The 15,808-nt window shown below is 67.1% G+C and carries 14 protein-coding genes; 9 read left to right on the forward strand and 5 right to left on the reverse strand.

What is annotated here, in order from left to right; all coding sequences use genetic code 11:
- Positions 1-22 precede the first annotated feature (22 nt).
- The gene (locus tag EGT50_RS15080; protein WP_206615841.1) at positions 23-1,096 is read right to left on the reverse strand and encodes a methyltransferase domain-containing protein; all 1,074 of its coding nucleotides are present in this window, start codon (positions 1,094-1,096) and stop codon (positions 23-25) included.
- 222 nt (positions 1,097-1,318) lie between these two features.
- On the opposite strand from EGT50_RS15080, the gene EGT50_RS15085 reads away from it, so the two are divergent.
- The 6 genes from EGT50_RS15085 (at position 1,319) to EGT50_RS15110 (ending at position 6,899) form a co-directional block, all read left to right on the forward strand.
- Complete coding sequence (locus tag EGT50_RS15085; RefSeq protein ID WP_127955479.1) at positions 1,319-2,542, forward strand: pyridoxal phosphate-dependent aminotransferase; 1,224 nt, start codon at positions 1,319-1,321, stop codon at positions 2,540-2,542.
- A 64-nt stretch (positions 2,543-2,606) separates the two neighbouring features.
- Positions 2,607-3,218 carry a TetR/AcrR family transcriptional regulator gene (locus EGT50_RS15090; RefSeq protein WP_127955480.1) on the forward strand — a complete coding sequence of 204 codons (612 nt, stop codon included), beginning with the start codon at positions 2,607-2,609 and terminating at the stop codon, positions 3,216-3,218.
- 36 nt (positions 3,219-3,254) lie between these two features.
- Complete coding sequence (purB, locus tag EGT50_RS15095) at positions 3,255-4,676, forward strand: adenylosuccinate lyase (protein WP_127955481.1); 1,422 nt, start codon at positions 3,255-3,257, stop codon at positions 4,674-4,676.
- A 14-nt stretch (positions 4,677-4,690) separates the two neighbouring features.
- Positions 4,691-5,392, forward strand: a complete 702-nt coding sequence (locus EGT50_RS15100; protein ID WP_127955598.1) for a dienelactone hydrolase family protein — start codon at positions 4,691-4,693, stop codon at positions 5,390-5,392.
- Positions 5,393-5,461: 69 nt separating this feature from the next.
- On the forward strand, positions 5,462-5,890 hold the full coding sequence (locus tag EGT50_RS15105; protein ID WP_127955482.1) for an HIT family protein: 429 nt from the start codon (positions 5,462-5,464) through the stop codon (positions 5,888-5,890).
- Entirely contained in the window at positions 5,883-6,899 is a 1,017-nt protein-coding gene (locus EGT50_RS15110; protein WP_127955483.1) for a 1-aminocyclopropane-1-carboxylate deaminase/D-cysteine desulfhydrase, read from the forward strand. Before EGT50_RS15105 ends, EGT50_RS15110 begins: the two co-directional genes overlap by 8 nt.
- Positions 6,900-6,917: 18 nt before the next feature.
- Here the strand turns inward: EGT50_RS15110 and EGT50_RS15115 are convergent, their stop codons facing one another.
- A complete protein-coding gene (locus tag EGT50_RS15115; RefSeq protein WP_127955484.1) occupies positions 6,918-7,202 on the reverse strand; it encodes a SelT/SelW/SelH family protein in 285 nt (94 codons plus the stop codon).
- 84 nt (positions 7,203-7,286) lie between these two features.
- Between EGT50_RS15115 and EGT50_RS15120 the strand changes: the two genes are divergently transcribed.
- Positions 7,287-8,636, forward strand: a complete 1,350-nt coding sequence (locus EGT50_RS15120; RefSeq protein ID WP_127955485.1) for a lipase family protein — start codon at positions 7,287-7,289, stop codon at positions 8,634-8,636.
- 59 nt (positions 8,637-8,695) lie between these two features.
- Here the strand turns inward: EGT50_RS15120 and EGT50_RS15125 are convergent, their stop codons facing one another.
- Positions 8,696-10,144: an MDR family MFS transporter gene (locus EGT50_RS15125; RefSeq protein ID WP_127955486.1), complete on the reverse strand. Its 1,449-nt coding sequence runs from the start codon at positions 10,142-10,144 to the stop codon at positions 8,696-8,698.
- 210 nt (positions 10,145-10,354) lie between these two features.
- On the opposite strand from EGT50_RS15125, the gene EGT50_RS15130 reads away from it, so the two are divergent.
- Positions 10,355-11,239 carry a phosphoribosylaminoimidazolesuccinocarboxamide synthase gene (locus EGT50_RS15130; RefSeq protein ID WP_127955487.1) on the forward strand — a complete coding sequence of 295 codons (885 nt, stop codon included), beginning with the start codon at positions 10,355-10,357 and terminating at the stop codon, positions 11,237-11,239.
- A 7-nt stretch (positions 11,240-11,246) separates the two neighbouring features.
- The gene (locus EGT50_RS15135; protein WP_127955599.1) at positions 11,247-13,394 is read left to right on the forward strand and encodes a S9 family peptidase; all 2,148 of its coding nucleotides are present in this window, start codon (positions 11,247-11,249) and stop codon (positions 13,392-13,394) included.
- Positions 13,395-13,424: 30 nt separating this feature from the next.
- Here EGT50_RS15135 and EGT50_RS15140 read toward each other — a convergent pair whose 3' ends face one another.
- Positions 13,425-14,126 (reverse strand): response regulator, encoded by a 702-nt coding sequence (locus EGT50_RS15140; RefSeq protein ID WP_127955488.1) that lies wholly within the window; start codon positions 14,124-14,126, stop codon positions 13,425-13,427.
- Positions 14,123-15,733 carry a sensor histidine kinase gene (locus EGT50_RS15145; protein WP_127955489.1) on the reverse strand — a complete coding sequence of 537 codons (1,611 nt, stop codon included), beginning with the start codon at positions 15,731-15,733 and terminating at the stop codon, positions 14,123-14,125. The genes EGT50_RS15140 and EGT50_RS15145 overlap by 4 nt, the downstream gene beginning before the upstream one ends.
- Between the last annotated feature and the right edge of the window lie 75 nt (positions 15,734-15,808).

Below are 15,808 nucleotides of genomic sequence, written 5' to 3' on the forward strand. Positions count from 1 at the left end.
GACGCACTGCCCTGAAAGGGCCTCAACAACAAGAGCTGCCCTGCGTACTCCCGTCTCGAGCATCGGCAGTGAACGGCATGTCGGTTCCACAACCGGCGAAGATGCCGTAGTGGCGGGAGAAATCTCCCTGGAACTGAAAATGCGGAGAAAAGCGGGTCTCCGAAAGCATGCGCCAGGTGTTGCCGCAAACGGGAAACGCCCTGCCGGTCTCGATGTCGTGATGCTTGTCGAGCAGGAAGCGCCCAGGCTGGTTGGGGATGCTGCCCTGGTAGACGACCGCTTGGCCGTAGTCCTCGCAGGCGCTTTCGAGCCCCTCCAGCTTGAACAGGCGGTAGGTTGCGGAATGGAAGCGGATGTTTCCGGTCTTGGACGCCACCTCGGGGCTGCTGATTTCGAGCGGACGATCGGTCACGAGGCGGGGATCGGTGAACCCGCAGCGTTTGGCCAGCGTCAGGAAATCGTTCCAGTACAAGGCGCCGCTCAGGCACTCTCCGTACAGCACTGGGTCCTCGCGCAGCGCTTCTGGCACCCTGCGATCCGCGTAGACATCCGAGAAGTAGAACTCGCCGCCGGGCTCGAGAAGCCTGTAAACCCCGCGCAGCACTGCTTCCTTGTCGGCCGCGAGGTTCACCACGCAGTTGGAAACGATGACATCGAAACTGCTGGGCTCGAGGGGCAGAGCCTCCAGTTCCTCGATGTAGCCCTTCAGGAAGTTCGTGTTGGCGAAGCCGAAACGTTCGCTGTGCCAGTCTTGATGCTCGCGGGCCACGTCGAGCTGCTCATCGGTCATGTCGACGCCGGTCACCCGGCCCTCGCTGCCGGCAAGTTGTGCGAGGGCATACACGTCGCGCCCAGTTCCACAGCCGAGATCGAGAATTCGACAGCCATCCAGCAGAGCCGGGGACACGAGCCCGCACCCGTAGTAGCGGGCGAGCACCTCCGGATGGATAGCGGACAACACCGGCTTCAACCAGTCGGGGATGCTCTCGGCATCACAACAGGCGCTGGTCTTGAGATCGTCACTGCTTTGTAGCTGCCGACCGTAGTAATCGCTGACTTCACGTCGCAGCTTGTCGATGGCGAGGGACTCGTTCATGGTGCTGCACTCCCGGTTGTCGGGCTCCTGGAGTTGGTGACGGATTCGCCGAGGGAGATGCGGCCAACCGTCCACGCTTCCCTGGGCACAGCCGCCGCCTCGACCCTACGCGCGAAATCGCGGTGATGCCGTGCCCGCTCAACAGCGCCGGGAGCGGCGGACGGCCGGGAGGTATCGGGGACGTGTCGCGCCTGAACGAGTGGGCCACGATAGCGTCAGGGTGTGCGCTCCGAATCCCAGCGGTCCAACATCCAGACCTTCCACGTGATGGACGTGTTGAAGGCGGCCACCGAGCGTCAACGCACCCACGGTGACGTCTTGTCGCTCGCGGCCGGTCAGCCGTCCACGCCCGCGCCGGCGCCGGTGCTGCGTGCGGCGCGGGAGGCTCTGGACAACCAGCTGCTCGGTTACACCGAGACGTTCGGGATCGAACCGCTCCGCGAGGTCATCGCCGACTACCACAGCCGACGGTCGGGCATCTCCGTGCACGCCGACGAAGTCATCATCACCACCGGCTCGTCGGGTGCGTTCACGTTGGTCTTCCTGGCCGCGTTCGAAGCCGGGGACACGGTCGTCGTGGCCCGTCCGGGTTATCCCGCCTACCGGAACACGTTGGCGGCACTGGGCTGCAATGTCGTCGAGATCGACTGCGGCCCGGAGACCCGATTCCAGCCGACGGTCGCGATGCTCGAGGCTCTGGAGCACTCGGGCACCTCACCGGCGGGGCTGATCGTTGCGAGCCCTGCCAACCCCACCGGCACGGTGATCGACCCCGCCGAGCTCGCGGCGCTGGCCCGCTGGTGCGAGGCGCACGACACGCTGTTGATCTCCGACGAGATCTACCACGGTATCGAGTTCGGTGGTGCCGACAGTGCCGACAGTGCCGACAGTGCCGACAGTGCCGACAAGGGCGTCCAGTCGACAGCCTGCGCGTGGGAGACGTCGCGTGAGGCTGTCGTCGTCGGGTCGGTGTCGAAGTACTTCTCGATGACCGGGTGGCGACTGGGCTGGACGCTGGTGCCCGAGTACCTCCGTCGGGCGTTGCAGCGCCTCTCGTCGAACATGACAGTGTGCCCGCCGACGATCTCGCAATATGCCGCTCTCGAGGCGTTCTCCGACGAATCCCGGGCCGAACTCGACGGCCACGTCCAGCGGTATGCGGTTAACCGGGAGCTGCTCCTGACGGGCCTGCCGAAGTTGGGACTCACCGATCTGGCACCTGCGGACGGCGCGTTCTACGTCTATGCCGACATCGCGCACCTGACCGACGACTCGACGTCGTGGTGCGCTCGGCTGCTCGCCGAGACCGGACTGGCGGTGGCGCCGGGTGTCGACTTCGACACCGCCCATGGCGACCGCACTGTGCGCCTGTCGTTCGCGGGATCTACCGCCGAGATCCGGGACGCCCTGCGCCGGCTCGAGCGATGGCTGCCCGAGCCGAAGTAGCGGCGTGCGCGCGGCGATCCCCCAATGCGCCGTGGCACGGTTCCCGAGCTGGCACGATGAAGGGATGACATCCGCCCCGACCCCTAAGGGTGAGAGGCGTCGGCAGGCACTCGTGACTGCGGCGGCGGATCTTCTGCTCGAGGGCGGTTTCGACGCCGTCCGACATCGCGCTGTGGCCTCCCGGGCGGATCTCCCCCTCGCGTCCACCACCTACTACTTCGGGTCGCTGGACGAGCTGGTGGCGCTCGCCGTCGAACACAACGGCAACCGTGAACTCGACACGATGCGTGAGCGGGTCGACGGCCTCCCTCAGCGGCGACGCGGGGGCGAGGCCACGGTCGACCTGATCGTGGAGTTGCTGGTGGGGCCGGAGGAGGTCGACGACGGCGGACGGGAGCGGTTGATCGCACGGTATGAGCGGTTCCTCGCGTCCGCCCGACATCCCGAGTTGCGGGATGTCCAACTGCGGCTGCGGGCTCAGCTCGACGATCTACTCGCCGAGGTGCTGCGGCGGTCCAGCCGTATTGTCTGGGAGACGCGCCTGCGCCGGTTGGTCGCCGTCGTCGACGGCGTTGTGGTGGGGGCGCTCAGCGAGGTCGATCCCGATCCGCGGGCGATGGTACGGGCGATGCTGCTCGACCTGATAGACGACCTGGCGCCGTCGAGAATGCACTGACGTGAGCGTTCGGGTCCGGCCGTAGACTGGGGTCTCGTGAGTCGCATCCCGAACGTCCTTGCCACCCGTTACGCCAGCCCCACCCTGAGGGAGCTGTGGTCGCCGGAGCGCAAGATCGTGCTCGAGCGTCAGCTGTGGTTGGCAGTGCTTCGGGCACAGGCTGAGCTGGGTATCGATGTCCCACGCGAGGCCCTCGAGGACTACGAGCGCGTCCTGCGACGGGTGGATCTCGACTCGATCGCCGAGCGGGAGCGCGTGACTCGGCACGACGTGAAGGCGCGCATCGAGGAGTTCAATGCCCTCGCGGGACACGAGCACGTCCACAAGGGCATGACCAGCCGCGATCTCACCGAGAACGTCGAGCAGCTGCAGGTGCTCCGCTCGCTCGAGCACGTATACGACCACGGTGTCGCGGTCGTCGCCCGTCTGGGCGAACGGGCCGCCGAGTACACCGGCATCGTCATGGCCGGACGCTCGCACAACGTCGCCGCGCAGGCCACCACACTCGGCAAGCGTTTCGCGTCGGCCGCCGACGAACTGCTGGTCGCTCTCGCACGCGTGCGTGAGCTCATCGACCGCTACCCGTTGCGCGGGATCAAGGGGCCGATGGGCACCGCCCAGGACATGCTGGACCTCCTCGAGGGTGACGCCGCGAAGCTCGAGCAGCTCGAGGCCAAGGTCGCCGAGCATCTCGGCTTCGCGCACGTGTTCACCAGCGTCGGTCAGGTGTACCCACGCTCGCTCGATCACGATGTGCTGTCCGCGCTCGTGCAGGTCGGTGCCGCGCCGTCCTCGCTGGCCCACACCATCCGCCTGATGGCCGGCCACGAGCTGGTCACCGAGGGCTTCCAGCCCGGTCAGGTGGGCTCGTCGGCGATGCCGCACAAGATGAACACCCGCTCGTGCGAGCGGGTCAACGGCCTGCAGGTGGTGCTGCGCGGCTACGCCTCGATGGCCGCCGAGCTGGCCGGCGCGCAGTGGAACGAGGGCGACGTGTTCTGTTCGGTCGTCCGCCGTGTTGCGCTGCCCGATGCGTTCTTCGCGATCGACGGCCAGATGGAGACGTTCCTGACGGTGCTCGCCGAGTTCGGTGCCTATCCGGCCGTCATCGAGAACGAACTGGCCCGCTACCTGCCCTTCCTCGCCACCACCAAGGTCCTCATGGCGGCCGTCCGCGCCGGGGTGGGGCGCGAGACCGCGCACGAGGTCATCAAGGAACACGCCGTCGCGGTCGCGCTCGGGATGCGTGAGGAGGGCAGGGAGCCCGACCTGCTCGACCGGCTCGCCGGCGACGAGCGTCTGGGGCTGGACCGGGCCGCACTCGACGAGGCGCTCGCGGACAGGAGCGCGTTCGTCGGCGCCGCGGGTGCGCAGGTCGATTCGGTGGTCGCCGAGGTGCAGAAGCTCGTCGACGCCAATCCCGATGCCGCTCGATACGTCCCCGGAGCGATTCTGTGACAACGGATTTCGAGATCGATACGCAAACGGTCGCGGTCGGCGACCTTTCCGCGCACCTGGCGCGGCCGGAGGGCGGCAGCGACGGTGTCATGCTGCTGCTGCCGATGATCACTGGGATCGACGCGCAGGTGCGCACCTTCGCCGCCGACGTCGCCGCAACCGGGATCAACGCACTGGTGTGGGATCCGTGGCACGGACCGAGCCTCGACGACACCCCGCAGGAGCGCCTCTTCGAGCTCATGGGACAACTAGACGACGAGACGTGCCTGTCGGAGATGGGCGCGTTGCTCGACTATGCGCATGGTGACCTTGGCGCGCGTCGTGTCGGTGTGATGGGCTGGTGCCTCGGTGGCCGTTTCGCGCTACTGCTCGGTGCACGTGACGCCAGACTGGCGAATGTCGTTGCCTACCACCCGTCGATCTGGGATCCGGCGCCGGCGAACCACGCGCTCGACACCGTTGCCCTCGCTGCGACGACTACCGCACCCGTGATGGTGCTGCATGCCGGTGCAGACACCATACTCACGACCGGAACCTTCGAAGCGTTGCAGGCGGCGCTCCAGTCGCGTGAGAGCGGGGCGACGATCGTGCACGCGTATCCCGGCGCGGAACACGGGTTCAGCGCCCCCGCTCGCCACGACAACGTCGTGAACAAGGCGGCCTGGGAGTTGTCCTGGCCGCAGGTGCTGGCGTTCGCGAAGGCGACGCTGGGCTGACAGGCGGCGACACACGCGCAGTACCTCGTCGCTCGTCACCCCGGCTAATGCCGCATACCATCGTCCAGCATGAGTCACTGCGTCTTCTGTGCCATCATCGCGGGCCAGGCTGAGTCGAGCGTCGTGCACGACGATGCGCACACCATCGCCTTCATGGATATCCGTCCGTTTACCCGCGGGCACCTGCTCGTGGTGCCGAAGACGCACGCGGCGAACTTGGCCGAGTTGGATGCCGCGGACGGCGGCCGCCTGTTCCAGGTGGGTCAGCGGATGGCCGCGGCGTTGCGGGGGAGTGCCGTCGCAGCGGAGGGAATCAACTTCTTCCTGGCCGATGGTGTGGTGGCCGGCCAAGAGGTCTTCCACGTGCATCTGCACGTGGTCCCGCGGAAGGCGGGTGACGGGTTCGGGCTGCGTGGTCGCCCGGCCTCGTCGTCGCGGCCGGCCCTCGACACCCTGGCCGGTTCGATCCGCGAACGGCTCGGTGCTCACCATGGATGACGCAGCGCCGACATCACCGCGCCTGCATCGGCGGTTCCCGGAACTGGTCGAGTCGTTGCCGCACGTTCGTCTCGGCGATGTACCTACGCCGCTGCGCAAGCTCGAGGGACTGGGCACCCGAAACCGGGCCTGGCTCAAGGACGACAGCACGTTCGGATCTGGAGGCTGGGGCGGCAACAAGGTCCGTAAGCTCGAGTGGATCATCCCGGATGTACTCGCCCACAAGTCCAAGCAGATCATCACCGTCGGCGGTATCGGTACCAACTGGGGCCTCGCGGCAGCCTTGTACGCCAAGCAGTTCGGTATCGAGACGGCGATCGCGCTGGTCGACCAGCCCGTGGACGACCATGTTCGCGCGCAGCTCGCGCGATTGCAGCGGTCCGGTGCGACGCTGCACTTCACCCATACCAAGCTGCGAACGGTCGCCGCTGCGCCGTACCTGATGTTGCGTCACGTCCGCGGCGGTAGGTTGCCGTACTACCTGCCGGCGGGCGGCTCCTCCCCGATTGGCGCGCTCGGATACGTCGAGGCGGGACTGGAGTTGGCCGCGCAGGTAGAGGCGGGGGAGATCCCGGAGCCGGCGTACGTCGTCGCCGCGGTCGGATCCGGTGGGACCGTGGCGGGGCTGCTGCTGGGGCTGCGCCTGGCCGGTCTGCGCACGGGGGTCGTCGCGGTGGTCGTCAACGACACCTTGCCGCTCGGTCCGAAAGACCTTCGCGACCTAGCCCGTCGCACCGAGACCCTCCTGCGTCGTCGGGGCGCGAAGCTCGGAGACATCGACCTCGATTCGATGGAGCTCACCGTGACCCGCGACTACTTGGGCCCCGGATACGGGTACACCACCGCAGAGGGGCGGGCAGCTCAGCGTGTGGGTGAGGAGTTCGGAATCCCGCTCGACCCGGTCTACACCGCAAAGACCTTCGCCGGACTGCTCGAGGTCGAGGCGACGTCGCGGGGCGGCGACCGGCCCATCGTCATGCTCGACAGCTTCGGACCGCGAACGGATTGACCGCCCGTGCGATCCGAGTCAGCTCTTCCGGTCGGCGTGCCCCAAGTCACGGTCCGGGACGACGGTGTCCCGCACGAGCTTCTTGAGTGTCACGATGTCCGGAAAACCGCCGTCGGCCTTCCGGTCCCAGATGACTGTGCCGTCGGCTGCGATCTGGAAGACGCCACCGGTCCCCGGGACGAGGGCCACCTCGCCGAGGTCGGTACCGAACGTGCTGAGCAGTTCCTGTGCCATCCATCCGGCGCGCAGTAGCCAGTTGCATTGCGTGCAGTAGGTGATGGTGACGCGAGCGGGGGAGGTCATGCCTCCAGGGTGTCAGATCTCTGCGATCGGTGCGCTCGGCGCGGCACATCAACTGCGGGCCCTCGGTGGGCTACTCTCCGGCTCGTGCGCTTGTCGAACATCTCGAGGGCAGTGATGGCGTTAACGGCTCTAGCCCTCCTTTCAGCGGGCGCGGTCGCGACCCCCGGATCGGCGGTGGCCACTCCGGTGCCGGCGAGCGACGACGCCTTCTACCGTGCGCCGGACGGATTCGAGTCGACCGAGCCCGGCACGATCTTGCGGGAGCGGCCGGTGGAACTGGCGTCCTACGCCGAGCTACCGTTCAATGCACTGGCCTGGCAACTGCTCTACCGGACAACGGATCTCGCGGGCCGACCCATGGCGACAGTCACCACGGTGATCCTCCCGGAGGGCGCAGCCCCTCCCGCTGGGCGTCCGTTGCTGTCCTACCAGGTCGCCCAGGACAGCATCGATCCCGAGTGCGCTCCCTCGATCGCGATGCGGGCCGGGTCCGGCCCGGAAGGCTTCGTTACACAGGGCGAGATGACGTTCATCAGCCATGCGCTGCAACAGGGTTGGGCGGTCTCGGTTCCCGATCACGCGGGGCCCGCAGCCCGTATCGGTGCGCCCCGCGAGCCGGGATACGCAGCCCTGGATGGGGTCCGCGCCGCGGTGCAGTTCGACCCGCTCGGGCTCGCCGGATTGCAGACACCGATCGGGCTGTGGGGCTACTCCGGCGGCGGCCTGGCGACCGGGTGGGCGGCGGAGGTGCAGCCGTCGTACGCGCCCGAGTTGAACATTCGTGGAATCGCGATGGGTTCGCCCCTTCCCGACCCGGTCGCATTGAACTCGTTGAGCGGAACCTTCTGGTCGGGACTGCAATTGATCGGTCTTGCGTCGGCACGAGAGGTCTATCCCGACGCTGCACGGGAGATCGACGCACATCTCACACCCGCGGGGCGCGAGGCCGTGAGCGCGATGGCCGATCAATGCCTCGCGCGCACCCTCGCGACGAACGCCTTCCGCGACAACAGTCCCTACCTCACGGTTCCCTACGCTCAATTGATGCAGTTGCCGGTGGTCGCGGCGGCTGTGGACGAAACCAAATTGGGCGGCGCGTCCCCGTCGGCCCCGGTCTATCTCTACAGCGGCGTGAACGACGAGATCGTCCCGATCGCCACCGTGGATTACCTGGTCGATGCGTATTGCGCGGGCGGCACCCCGGTGACCTACCGCCGAGATGAGATGAGCTTGCACGCCAGCCTCATAGTCACCGGTGCTCCGGACGCACTCAACTGGCTCCGTGACAGGATCGACGAAGTGCCGAGCGCGGCCGGTTGCGACGTCCAAACGGTGACGTCCACCCTGCAGGCTCCCGGAGCCGCCGAAACGTACGCGTCGACCAACCTCCGGCTCATCGAGATCCTGATGGGCGGGCCGATCGGGCCACGGTAGATCGTTCCTCTCCCTCTGCCCGGCTCCCTCCGCCCGGCGCCGGTGCGGGTGCCGCGCGATCAACCCACTGGTTGCGCGACGCGGTCCACTTTGTCTGTCTTCCCGCGCCCAGGCATAAGTGCCGACGCCACGGTCTGCAGGATCGCGACGGCGAGGATGCCGAGGAAGACGAGGTGGATCGCACCGGAGAGCTCCGTCGGATCGGGTTCGACATTCTCGCCGACCCGCGAGTTCACGAGGGCGCCGAACACCGCAACGCCGACCGAGCTGCCGATCGCGCGGGCGAACATGTTGGTCGAGGTGACCACCCCGCGATCGCCCCAGTCGACGCTCGACTGCGCCGCGATGAGCGTGGGCGCGGCGACCAGGCCCATGCCCAATCCGATGACGAAACAGAACGCACCGACCTGCCACACCTGCGAGCTGCCGGAAAGCAGCAGCAACAGAACGGACCCGGTGAGCGCCAGCGCGCTGCCGATGAGCGCAGTCGTCCTGAAGCCGACCCGCAGGTACACCCGACCCGCCAGCGACGCCGCGATCGGCCAGCCGATGGTGAGGAGGGCGAGGGCGAACCCTGCGACCAGAGCGCCCGTGCCGAGCACGCCCTGAACGAACGTCGGCACATACGACGTCAGCCCCAGAAGGATCGCGCCGACCGCCATCGACACCAGGCTGCTCGCCACCAAGATCCTGCGGGTGAGCATGTGGAGCGGCAGTATCGGGTCAGCGGCACGCCGTTCAACGAGCACGAATGCGATCAGCGCGAGCGCGCCGACGACGAAGACGCCGATGCCGACCGGTGACACCCAGGCCCATGTTTGCCCGCCCTCGAGCAGGCCGAGGATCACCAGCGACGCGCCGGTCGTGAGGAGAACGGCGCCCAGGTAGTCGATGCGCTGCCGCCGCGCATGACGGTCTACCGCGTTCTCGGTGAAGTTGCGGATCAGCGTCCACGCCGCGATCGCGCACAATGGCAGGTTGATCAGGAAGATCCACCGCCACGAGAGATATTCGGAGAACAGGCCGCCGAGCGTCGGGCCCAGCACTGACGAGATGCCCCATACGCTGGCGATATAGCCCTGCACCCTGGCGCGTTCGGCCACGGTGTAGATGTCACCGGCGATCGTCAGGGCCATGGGCTGCACTGCGCCGGCTCCCAGGCCCTGCAGCGCCCGGAACATGATGAGCGCCGGCATGCTCCACGCGATGCCGCAAAGCAGTGAACCGGCCGCGAACAGCGCGATACCCAGCAGCATGATCGGTTTGCGTCCGAAGATGTCGGCTAGCTTCCCGTAGATCGGTACGGACACGGCCTGGGCCAGCAGGTAGATCGAGAACAGCCACGGGAACTGGGCGAAGCCGCCGAGGTCGCCGACGATCGTGAGGACCGCGGTCGCGATGATCGTGCTGTCGAGCGCGACGAGTGACGTGCTGAGCATCAACGACAGCAGGATCGGGCCTCGCTCCGAGTTCAGGCCCACCGACTTCGTGCCGGTACCGATCGCCATAAATCTCCCGCCGGTCGATCGCAAAGTCCATAATATGGCTAACAATCTATGCCAACACTCTGCGGGCCGAGATGTTCCCGGCCCATCACCGGGCCCCCGAAGAACAGCCCGACGCATCTGCGGTGTGGAGCCGCGACCGGCCGAGACGGTCACCGCACCCTCGCTCGTGGTGCCCCATGCGCTCATACGCGGGACCGATAGGGTGGCCACGTGCGTCCTTCACTCGACTCCTACACCCATCTGACCGGCGGCAAGGTCCGCGATCTGTACACGATCGACGACGAGCACCTGCTGCTGGTCGCGAGTGACCGGATCTCGGCCTACGACCACGTGCTCTCCACCCCCATCCCGGACAAGGGTCGGGTGCTCACCGCGATGAGCGTGTTCTTCTTCGAGAAACTCGGCGGCAACAACCACCTCGCCGGAGATCCGCTGGACGAGCGCATCCCAGCCGAGGTCCTCGGTCGCGCGCTGGTGGTTCGCAAGTTGAAGATGGTCCCGGTCGAGTGCGTGGCCCGTGGTTACCTGACCGGCTCGGGTCTGCTGGACTACCAGCGCACCGGCGCGGTCTGCGGCGTCGCGCTGCCTGAGGGCCTGACCGAAGCCAGCAAGCTGCCGGAGCCGATCTTCACGCCGGCCAGCAAGGCTGAGATCGGAGACCACGACGAGAACATCGACTTCCAGGCGGTCATCGACATCGTCGGTCAGGATCTCGCAGTGAAGCTGCGCGAGGACACTCTCGAGATCTACACCCGGGCAGCCAACTTCGCCGAGGATCGTGGAATCATCCTCGCCGACACAAAATTCGAGTTCGGTCTCGACTCCGACGACAACCTGGTCCTCGCCGACGAGGTTCTGACCCCGGATTCGTCACGCTACTGGCCGGCCGAGGGCTACGCGCCCGGCAAGGTGCAGCCGAGTTTCGACAAGCAGTTCGTCCGCAACTGGCTCACCGGGCCCGAATCCGGTTGGGATCGTTCGTCGGACACCCCGCCACCACCGTTGCCCAGGGAGATCATCGACGCGACCCGTACCCGATACATCGAGGCGTACGAGCGTATCTCGGGCCTGTCGTTCGAGGAGTGGGTGGGCTGACATGACAATGCCCCTGATGCCAACTCCGCCTCCGGTCGCCAAGCGGGTGCCGTTCGAGCGCACCCATCACGGGGACACGTTCGTCGATCACTACGAGTGGCTGCGGGACAAGGAGAACCCCGAGGTCATCGAGTACCTCGAGGCGGAGAACGCTTACACCACGCAGCAACTCGAGCACCTGGAGCCGTTGCGCGAGAAGATCTTCCAAGAGATCAAGGCACGCACACAAGAAACGGACATGTCGGTGCCGACTCGGTTCGGCGACTGGTGGTACTACTCCCGCACGGTCGAGGGCAAGCAGTACGGCGTCCACTGCCGTTGCCCGATCGCGGCTCCCGACGACTGGACCCCACCGGAGCTGTCCGCGGACGTCGCCATCGAGGGCGAGCAGGTACTGCTCGACGGCAACGCGGAAGCCGAGGGGCACGAGTTCTTCGCGCTCGGTGCGTTCTCGGTAAGCCACGACGGGACGCTGCTCGCGTACTCGGTGGACGTGGTCGGCGACGAGCGGTACACGCTGCGTTTCAAGGATCTGGGCACCGGCGAACTGCTCGTCGACGAGATCTCCAACACCGCTCCCGGAGCGACGTGGGCAATCGATCACCGGCACGTCTTCTACCAGACGGTCGACGAGTCGTGGCGGCCGGACACGGTGTGGCGGCACAAGCTCGGGACCCCCCAGGACGAAGACTTCCGGGTATTCCACGAGCCCGACGAACGCTACTGGGTATCAATCGGATCGACCCGCAGCCAGAAGTACCTGATGATCTGGCTCGGATCGAAGGTGACGACGGAGGGCTGGATTCTCGAGTCGGCCGATCCCGAAGGCGAGTTCCGGGTGATCCTGCCGCGGCGCGAGGGTGTCGAGTACACCGCCGAGCACGTCGTGATCGGCGGTGAGGACCGGTTCCTCATCCTGCACAACGACGTCGTCGACGGCGAGAAGGCCGAGAACTTCGTCCTGGCGCAGGCTCCGATCGCCGATGCAGGCGCGATGGAGATCCTGATCCCGCACAGGCACGATGTGCGACTCGAGGAGGTCGACACGTTCTCCGACCACGTCGTCCTCAGCTACCGGCGGGATGTGCTGACGCGGCTGGCGATCTGGCCGCTCACCGCGGACGGCTACGGCGAGCTGACCGAGATCGCGTTCGACGAGGAACTGTTCTCGGTGGGGCTCGGGTCGAACCCCGAGTGGGAACAGCCCACGCTGCGCTTCGGCTACGGTTCGTTCATCACACCGTCGCGGGTCTACGACTACCGACTGGCGACCGGCGACCTGCTACTGCGCAAGGCTCAGCCGGTGCTGGGCGACTTCGACCCCGCGGACTACGAGCAGCACCGTGCGTGGGCCACTGCGGAGGACGGCACCCGCATTCCGCTGTCGGTGGTGCGGCGCAAGGGAATCGGCGCCCACCCAGCGCCCACCCTGCTGTATGGCTACGGTTCGTACGAGGCCAGCATGGATCCGGCGTTCTCGGTGGCGCGGCTGTCGCTGCTCGACCGGGGCATGGTGTTCGCGGTCGCGCACGTCCGCGGCGGCGGCGAGATGGGCCGGTACTGGTACGAGAACGGTAAGACCCTCACCAAGAAGAACACCTTTACCGACTTCGTGGCGTGTGCGCGGCATCTCATCGACGAGGGGCGGACGACGGCCGAGCAGTTGGTCGCCGACGGCGGCAGCGCGGGCGGACTGCTCATGGGGGCAGTCGCGAACCTCGCGCCAGAGTTGTTCGCGGGCATCCTTGCGAACGTGCCGTTCGTCGACCCGCTCACCTCGATCCTGGATCCGTCGCTGCCGCTGACGGTGATCGAGTGGGACGAGTGGGGCAACCCGCTGGAGGATCCGCAGGTGTACGAGTACATGCGGTCCTACAGCCCGTACGAGAACGTCGAGGCCAAGGACTACCCGGCGATCCTCGCGATCACGAGTATCAACGACACCCGGGTGTTGTACGTCGAACCGGCGAAATGGGTTGCGGCACTCCGTTCTACGAAGAAGGGTGACGAGCCGCTGCTGCTCAAGACCGAAATGAGCGCCGGCCACGGTGGCGTCAGCGGCCGCTACGAGAAGTGGAAGGAAGTGGCGTTCGAGTACGCCTGGGTACTCGACACAGCGGGTACGGTCCCGTCCGTCGCCGCCCGCGGCAACTGATCCCGCGCCGCGCGAGTGCACTCGATGCACTCAACGTGACGCCGCCGACCAGGTGTAACGAACCTGCGGGCGTCCGGTCCGACCGTACGTCGTCTCTCGGGTGAGTACGGAGTCGTCCGCGAGCTGTTCGAGGTACCGCCACGCGGTCACCCGCGAGACCCCGACGGCGGCCGCGACCTCGGCGGCCGTCAGCGGCCGGTCCGCGTCCCGCACACACGCACCGATCAGGTCCGCCGTTCGCGGGGCAATGCCTTTCGGCGCTGAGGCGCGCAGGTCGGCGGTGCGTAGCACGGCCATCGCACGATCGATGTCGCGCTGGCTCGCGGCCGTCCCGCCCTCTCGCAGCGCTGCGCGGAACTCCCGGTAGTGCCCGAGTTTGTCGCGCAGTGCCGCGAAGGTGAACGGCTTGAGAAGATAGAGCAGCACGCCGCGGGTGACAGCCGTCCGCACGACGTCGAGGTCGCGGGCCGACGTCACCGCGATGATGTCCGGGCTGGGCCGAAGGCTGCTGAGCGCGCTCGCGAGGTCGAGTCCGCTCGCGTCCGGCAGGCCGATGTCGAGCAGGACCAGGCCGATCGGGTCGCCGGACGCGGCCGCATCGGCAACCGCCCGCATCGCGGCGGTGGCGGTATGTGCGACGCTGTGAACCGAGAAACCTTCGATGCGTCCGACATACGAGCGATGTGCCTCGGCGATCAACGGTTCGTCCTCGACGATGAGAACACGGATCATCTCTCAGAGTCCTCCCCGGCGTCGATCTCTCCAGGCTCTTTCGGCAGCGGAATCTCCACAACGAGCATGCCAGCCAACGAGGGCTCGGTGCGCAGCCGTCCGCCGTGCCGCGCCACTACCTGGGCGACCAGAGCCAGACCCAGTCCTCGCTGGCGTGCCGGCCGTCCGTCCACCTGTTTGGTGGAGTATCCGCGGGTCGTTGCCAGCTCGAGCGTGTCGGGGTCCATGCCCGGCCCGCTGTCGGCTACGCGGACTACGAGCATCGAAGCCTCCTCCGCTACAGTAACTTCCACCCACGGATTCTCATCGGGTCCGGACCTCGCGGCATCGATCGCGTTGTCGATCAGATTGCCGACCACGGTCACGATCTCGAGCGGACTGAGGACGCGGACAGGGCCGAGCGCGGTGTCCTCGGTGACCGTGAACTCCACGCCCTGCTGCGCAGCCTCGGTCACCTTGCCCAGCAACAGGGCTGCAAGCGCCGGCTCATGGACCGCCGCCGTCAAACGGTCGATCAGCTGCTGGGACGTCGTCAGCTCGGCCGCGGCGAATGAGACCGCGTCATCGCCCCGGCCCAACTCGACCATCGTCACGATCGTGTGCAGTCGGTTGGCGTACTCGTGGGCTTGTGCGCGCAGGGAGTCGGCGACGCTGCGCGCGGAATCGAGTTCGCCCAAGGCCCTCTGCAACTCGGTGTGATCGCGCAGCGTCACGACGGTGCCGATCCTCCTGCCCTCCCACAGGACCGGTGCGTGCCTGACCATCAGCACCCGGTCGGCCGTCACGTGCACCTCGTCCCGTTCCTCGTCCGAGTCCGGGGCGATCCGTTGCAGCGTCTCGGGCAACTGGTAGAGCGTGATCGGACCGTCCGGCAGCCACAGCAGTCGGCGCGCTTCGTCGTTGACGACATCGACGCGCACGCGTCCGTCACGGCTCCGGCCGAACACGATCAGACCCTCGCCGATCGACCGCAACACGGCGTCGTTGTGCTCGTACAACCGACGTAGCTCCTCGGGGTCCAGGCCCAGTGTCTGCCGCCGCAGGTGTCTGCTCACCAGGAGCGATCCGAGGGTCGCGACGGCGACCCCCACCGCCAAGATTCCGAGCAGCGCCGGCCACCCTTCGGCGAACTCCTCGCCGATCCGTTCACGGGTCACCCCTACCGACACGAGCCCGAGTAGCTGCCCGTCGGCCTGGACCGGTGCCACCGCGCGGATGGACGGACCGAGTGATCCCGTGAATGTCTCCGTGAACGTCTCCCCGGCCAACGCCCGTTCGGTGTGCCCCTCGAATTGCTGGCCGATCAGCGTCGGATTGGGGTGGGTGTAGCGCGTCCCGTCGGGCGCCATGACGACGACGAAATCGGTGTCGGTCGCCACCCGGATCTGTTCGGCCTCCGGCTGCAGCACTGCGGAAGGGTCCGGGCTGCGCAACGCGGTGACCGTCGACTCCGACAGTGCGACCGCCTCTGCGATGCTGCTTACGTTGCGACGGGTTGCGGCGTCCGAATCGCGTCGCTCGTCCAGGATCGTGAGCACCGAGAGGGCGGCAACCACCACGCCCAGCACGACCATCTGCAGGATCAGTAGCCGCCGCGCGAGGCTCATCGGCCGACGGGCAGTGCCGCGGGACGTCGATCCACTCGTGAAACTAATGAACACAAACTTCACCGGTGCCGCGGG

Source organism: Rhodococcus xishaensis (genome assembly GCF_004011825.1).
In the GTDB taxonomy this organism is placed as follows: Bacteria; Actinomycetota; Actinomycetes; order Mycobacteriales; family Mycobacteriaceae; genus Prescottella; species Prescottella xishaensis.

Excerpts from the sequence above, each read along its gene's own strand:
- EGT50_RS15080 (WP_206615841.1), bottom strand. The coding sequence starts at position 1,096 with ATGAACGAGTCCCTCGCCATCGACAAGCTGCGACGTGAAGTCAGCGAT.
- EGT50_RS15090 (WP_127955480.1), top strand. The coding sequence starts at position 2,607 with ATGACATCCGCCCCGACCCCTAAGGGTGAGAGGCGTCGGCAGGCACTC.
- EGT50_RS15105 (WP_127955482.1), top strand. The coding sequence starts at position 5,462 with ATGAGTCACTGCGTCTTCTGTGCCATCATCGCGGGCCAGGCTGAGTCG.
- EGT50_RS15110 (WP_127955483.1), top strand. The coding sequence starts at position 5,883 with ATGGATGACGCAGCGCCGACATCACCGCGCCTGCATCGGCGGTTCCCG.
- EGT50_RS15115 (WP_127955484.1), bottom strand. The coding sequence starts at position 7,202 with ATGACCTCCCCCGCTCGCGTCACCATCACCTACTGCACGCAATGCAAC.
- EGT50_RS15125 (WP_127955486.1), bottom strand. The coding sequence starts at position 10,144 with ATGGCGATCGGTACCGGCACGAAGTCGGTGGGCCTGAACTCGGAGCGA.
- EGT50_RS15135 (WP_127955599.1), top strand. The coding sequence starts at position 11,247 with ATGCCCCTGATGCCAACTCCGCCTCCGGTCGCCAAGCGGGTGCCGTTC.
- EGT50_RS15140 (WP_127955488.1), bottom strand. The coding sequence starts at position 14,126 with ATGATCCGTGTTCTCATCGTCGAGGACGAACCGTTGATCGCCGAGGCA.
- EGT50_RS15145 (WP_127955489.1), bottom strand. The coding sequence starts at position 15,733 with ATGAGCCTCGCGCGGCGGCTACTGATCCTGCAGATGGTCGTGCTGGGC.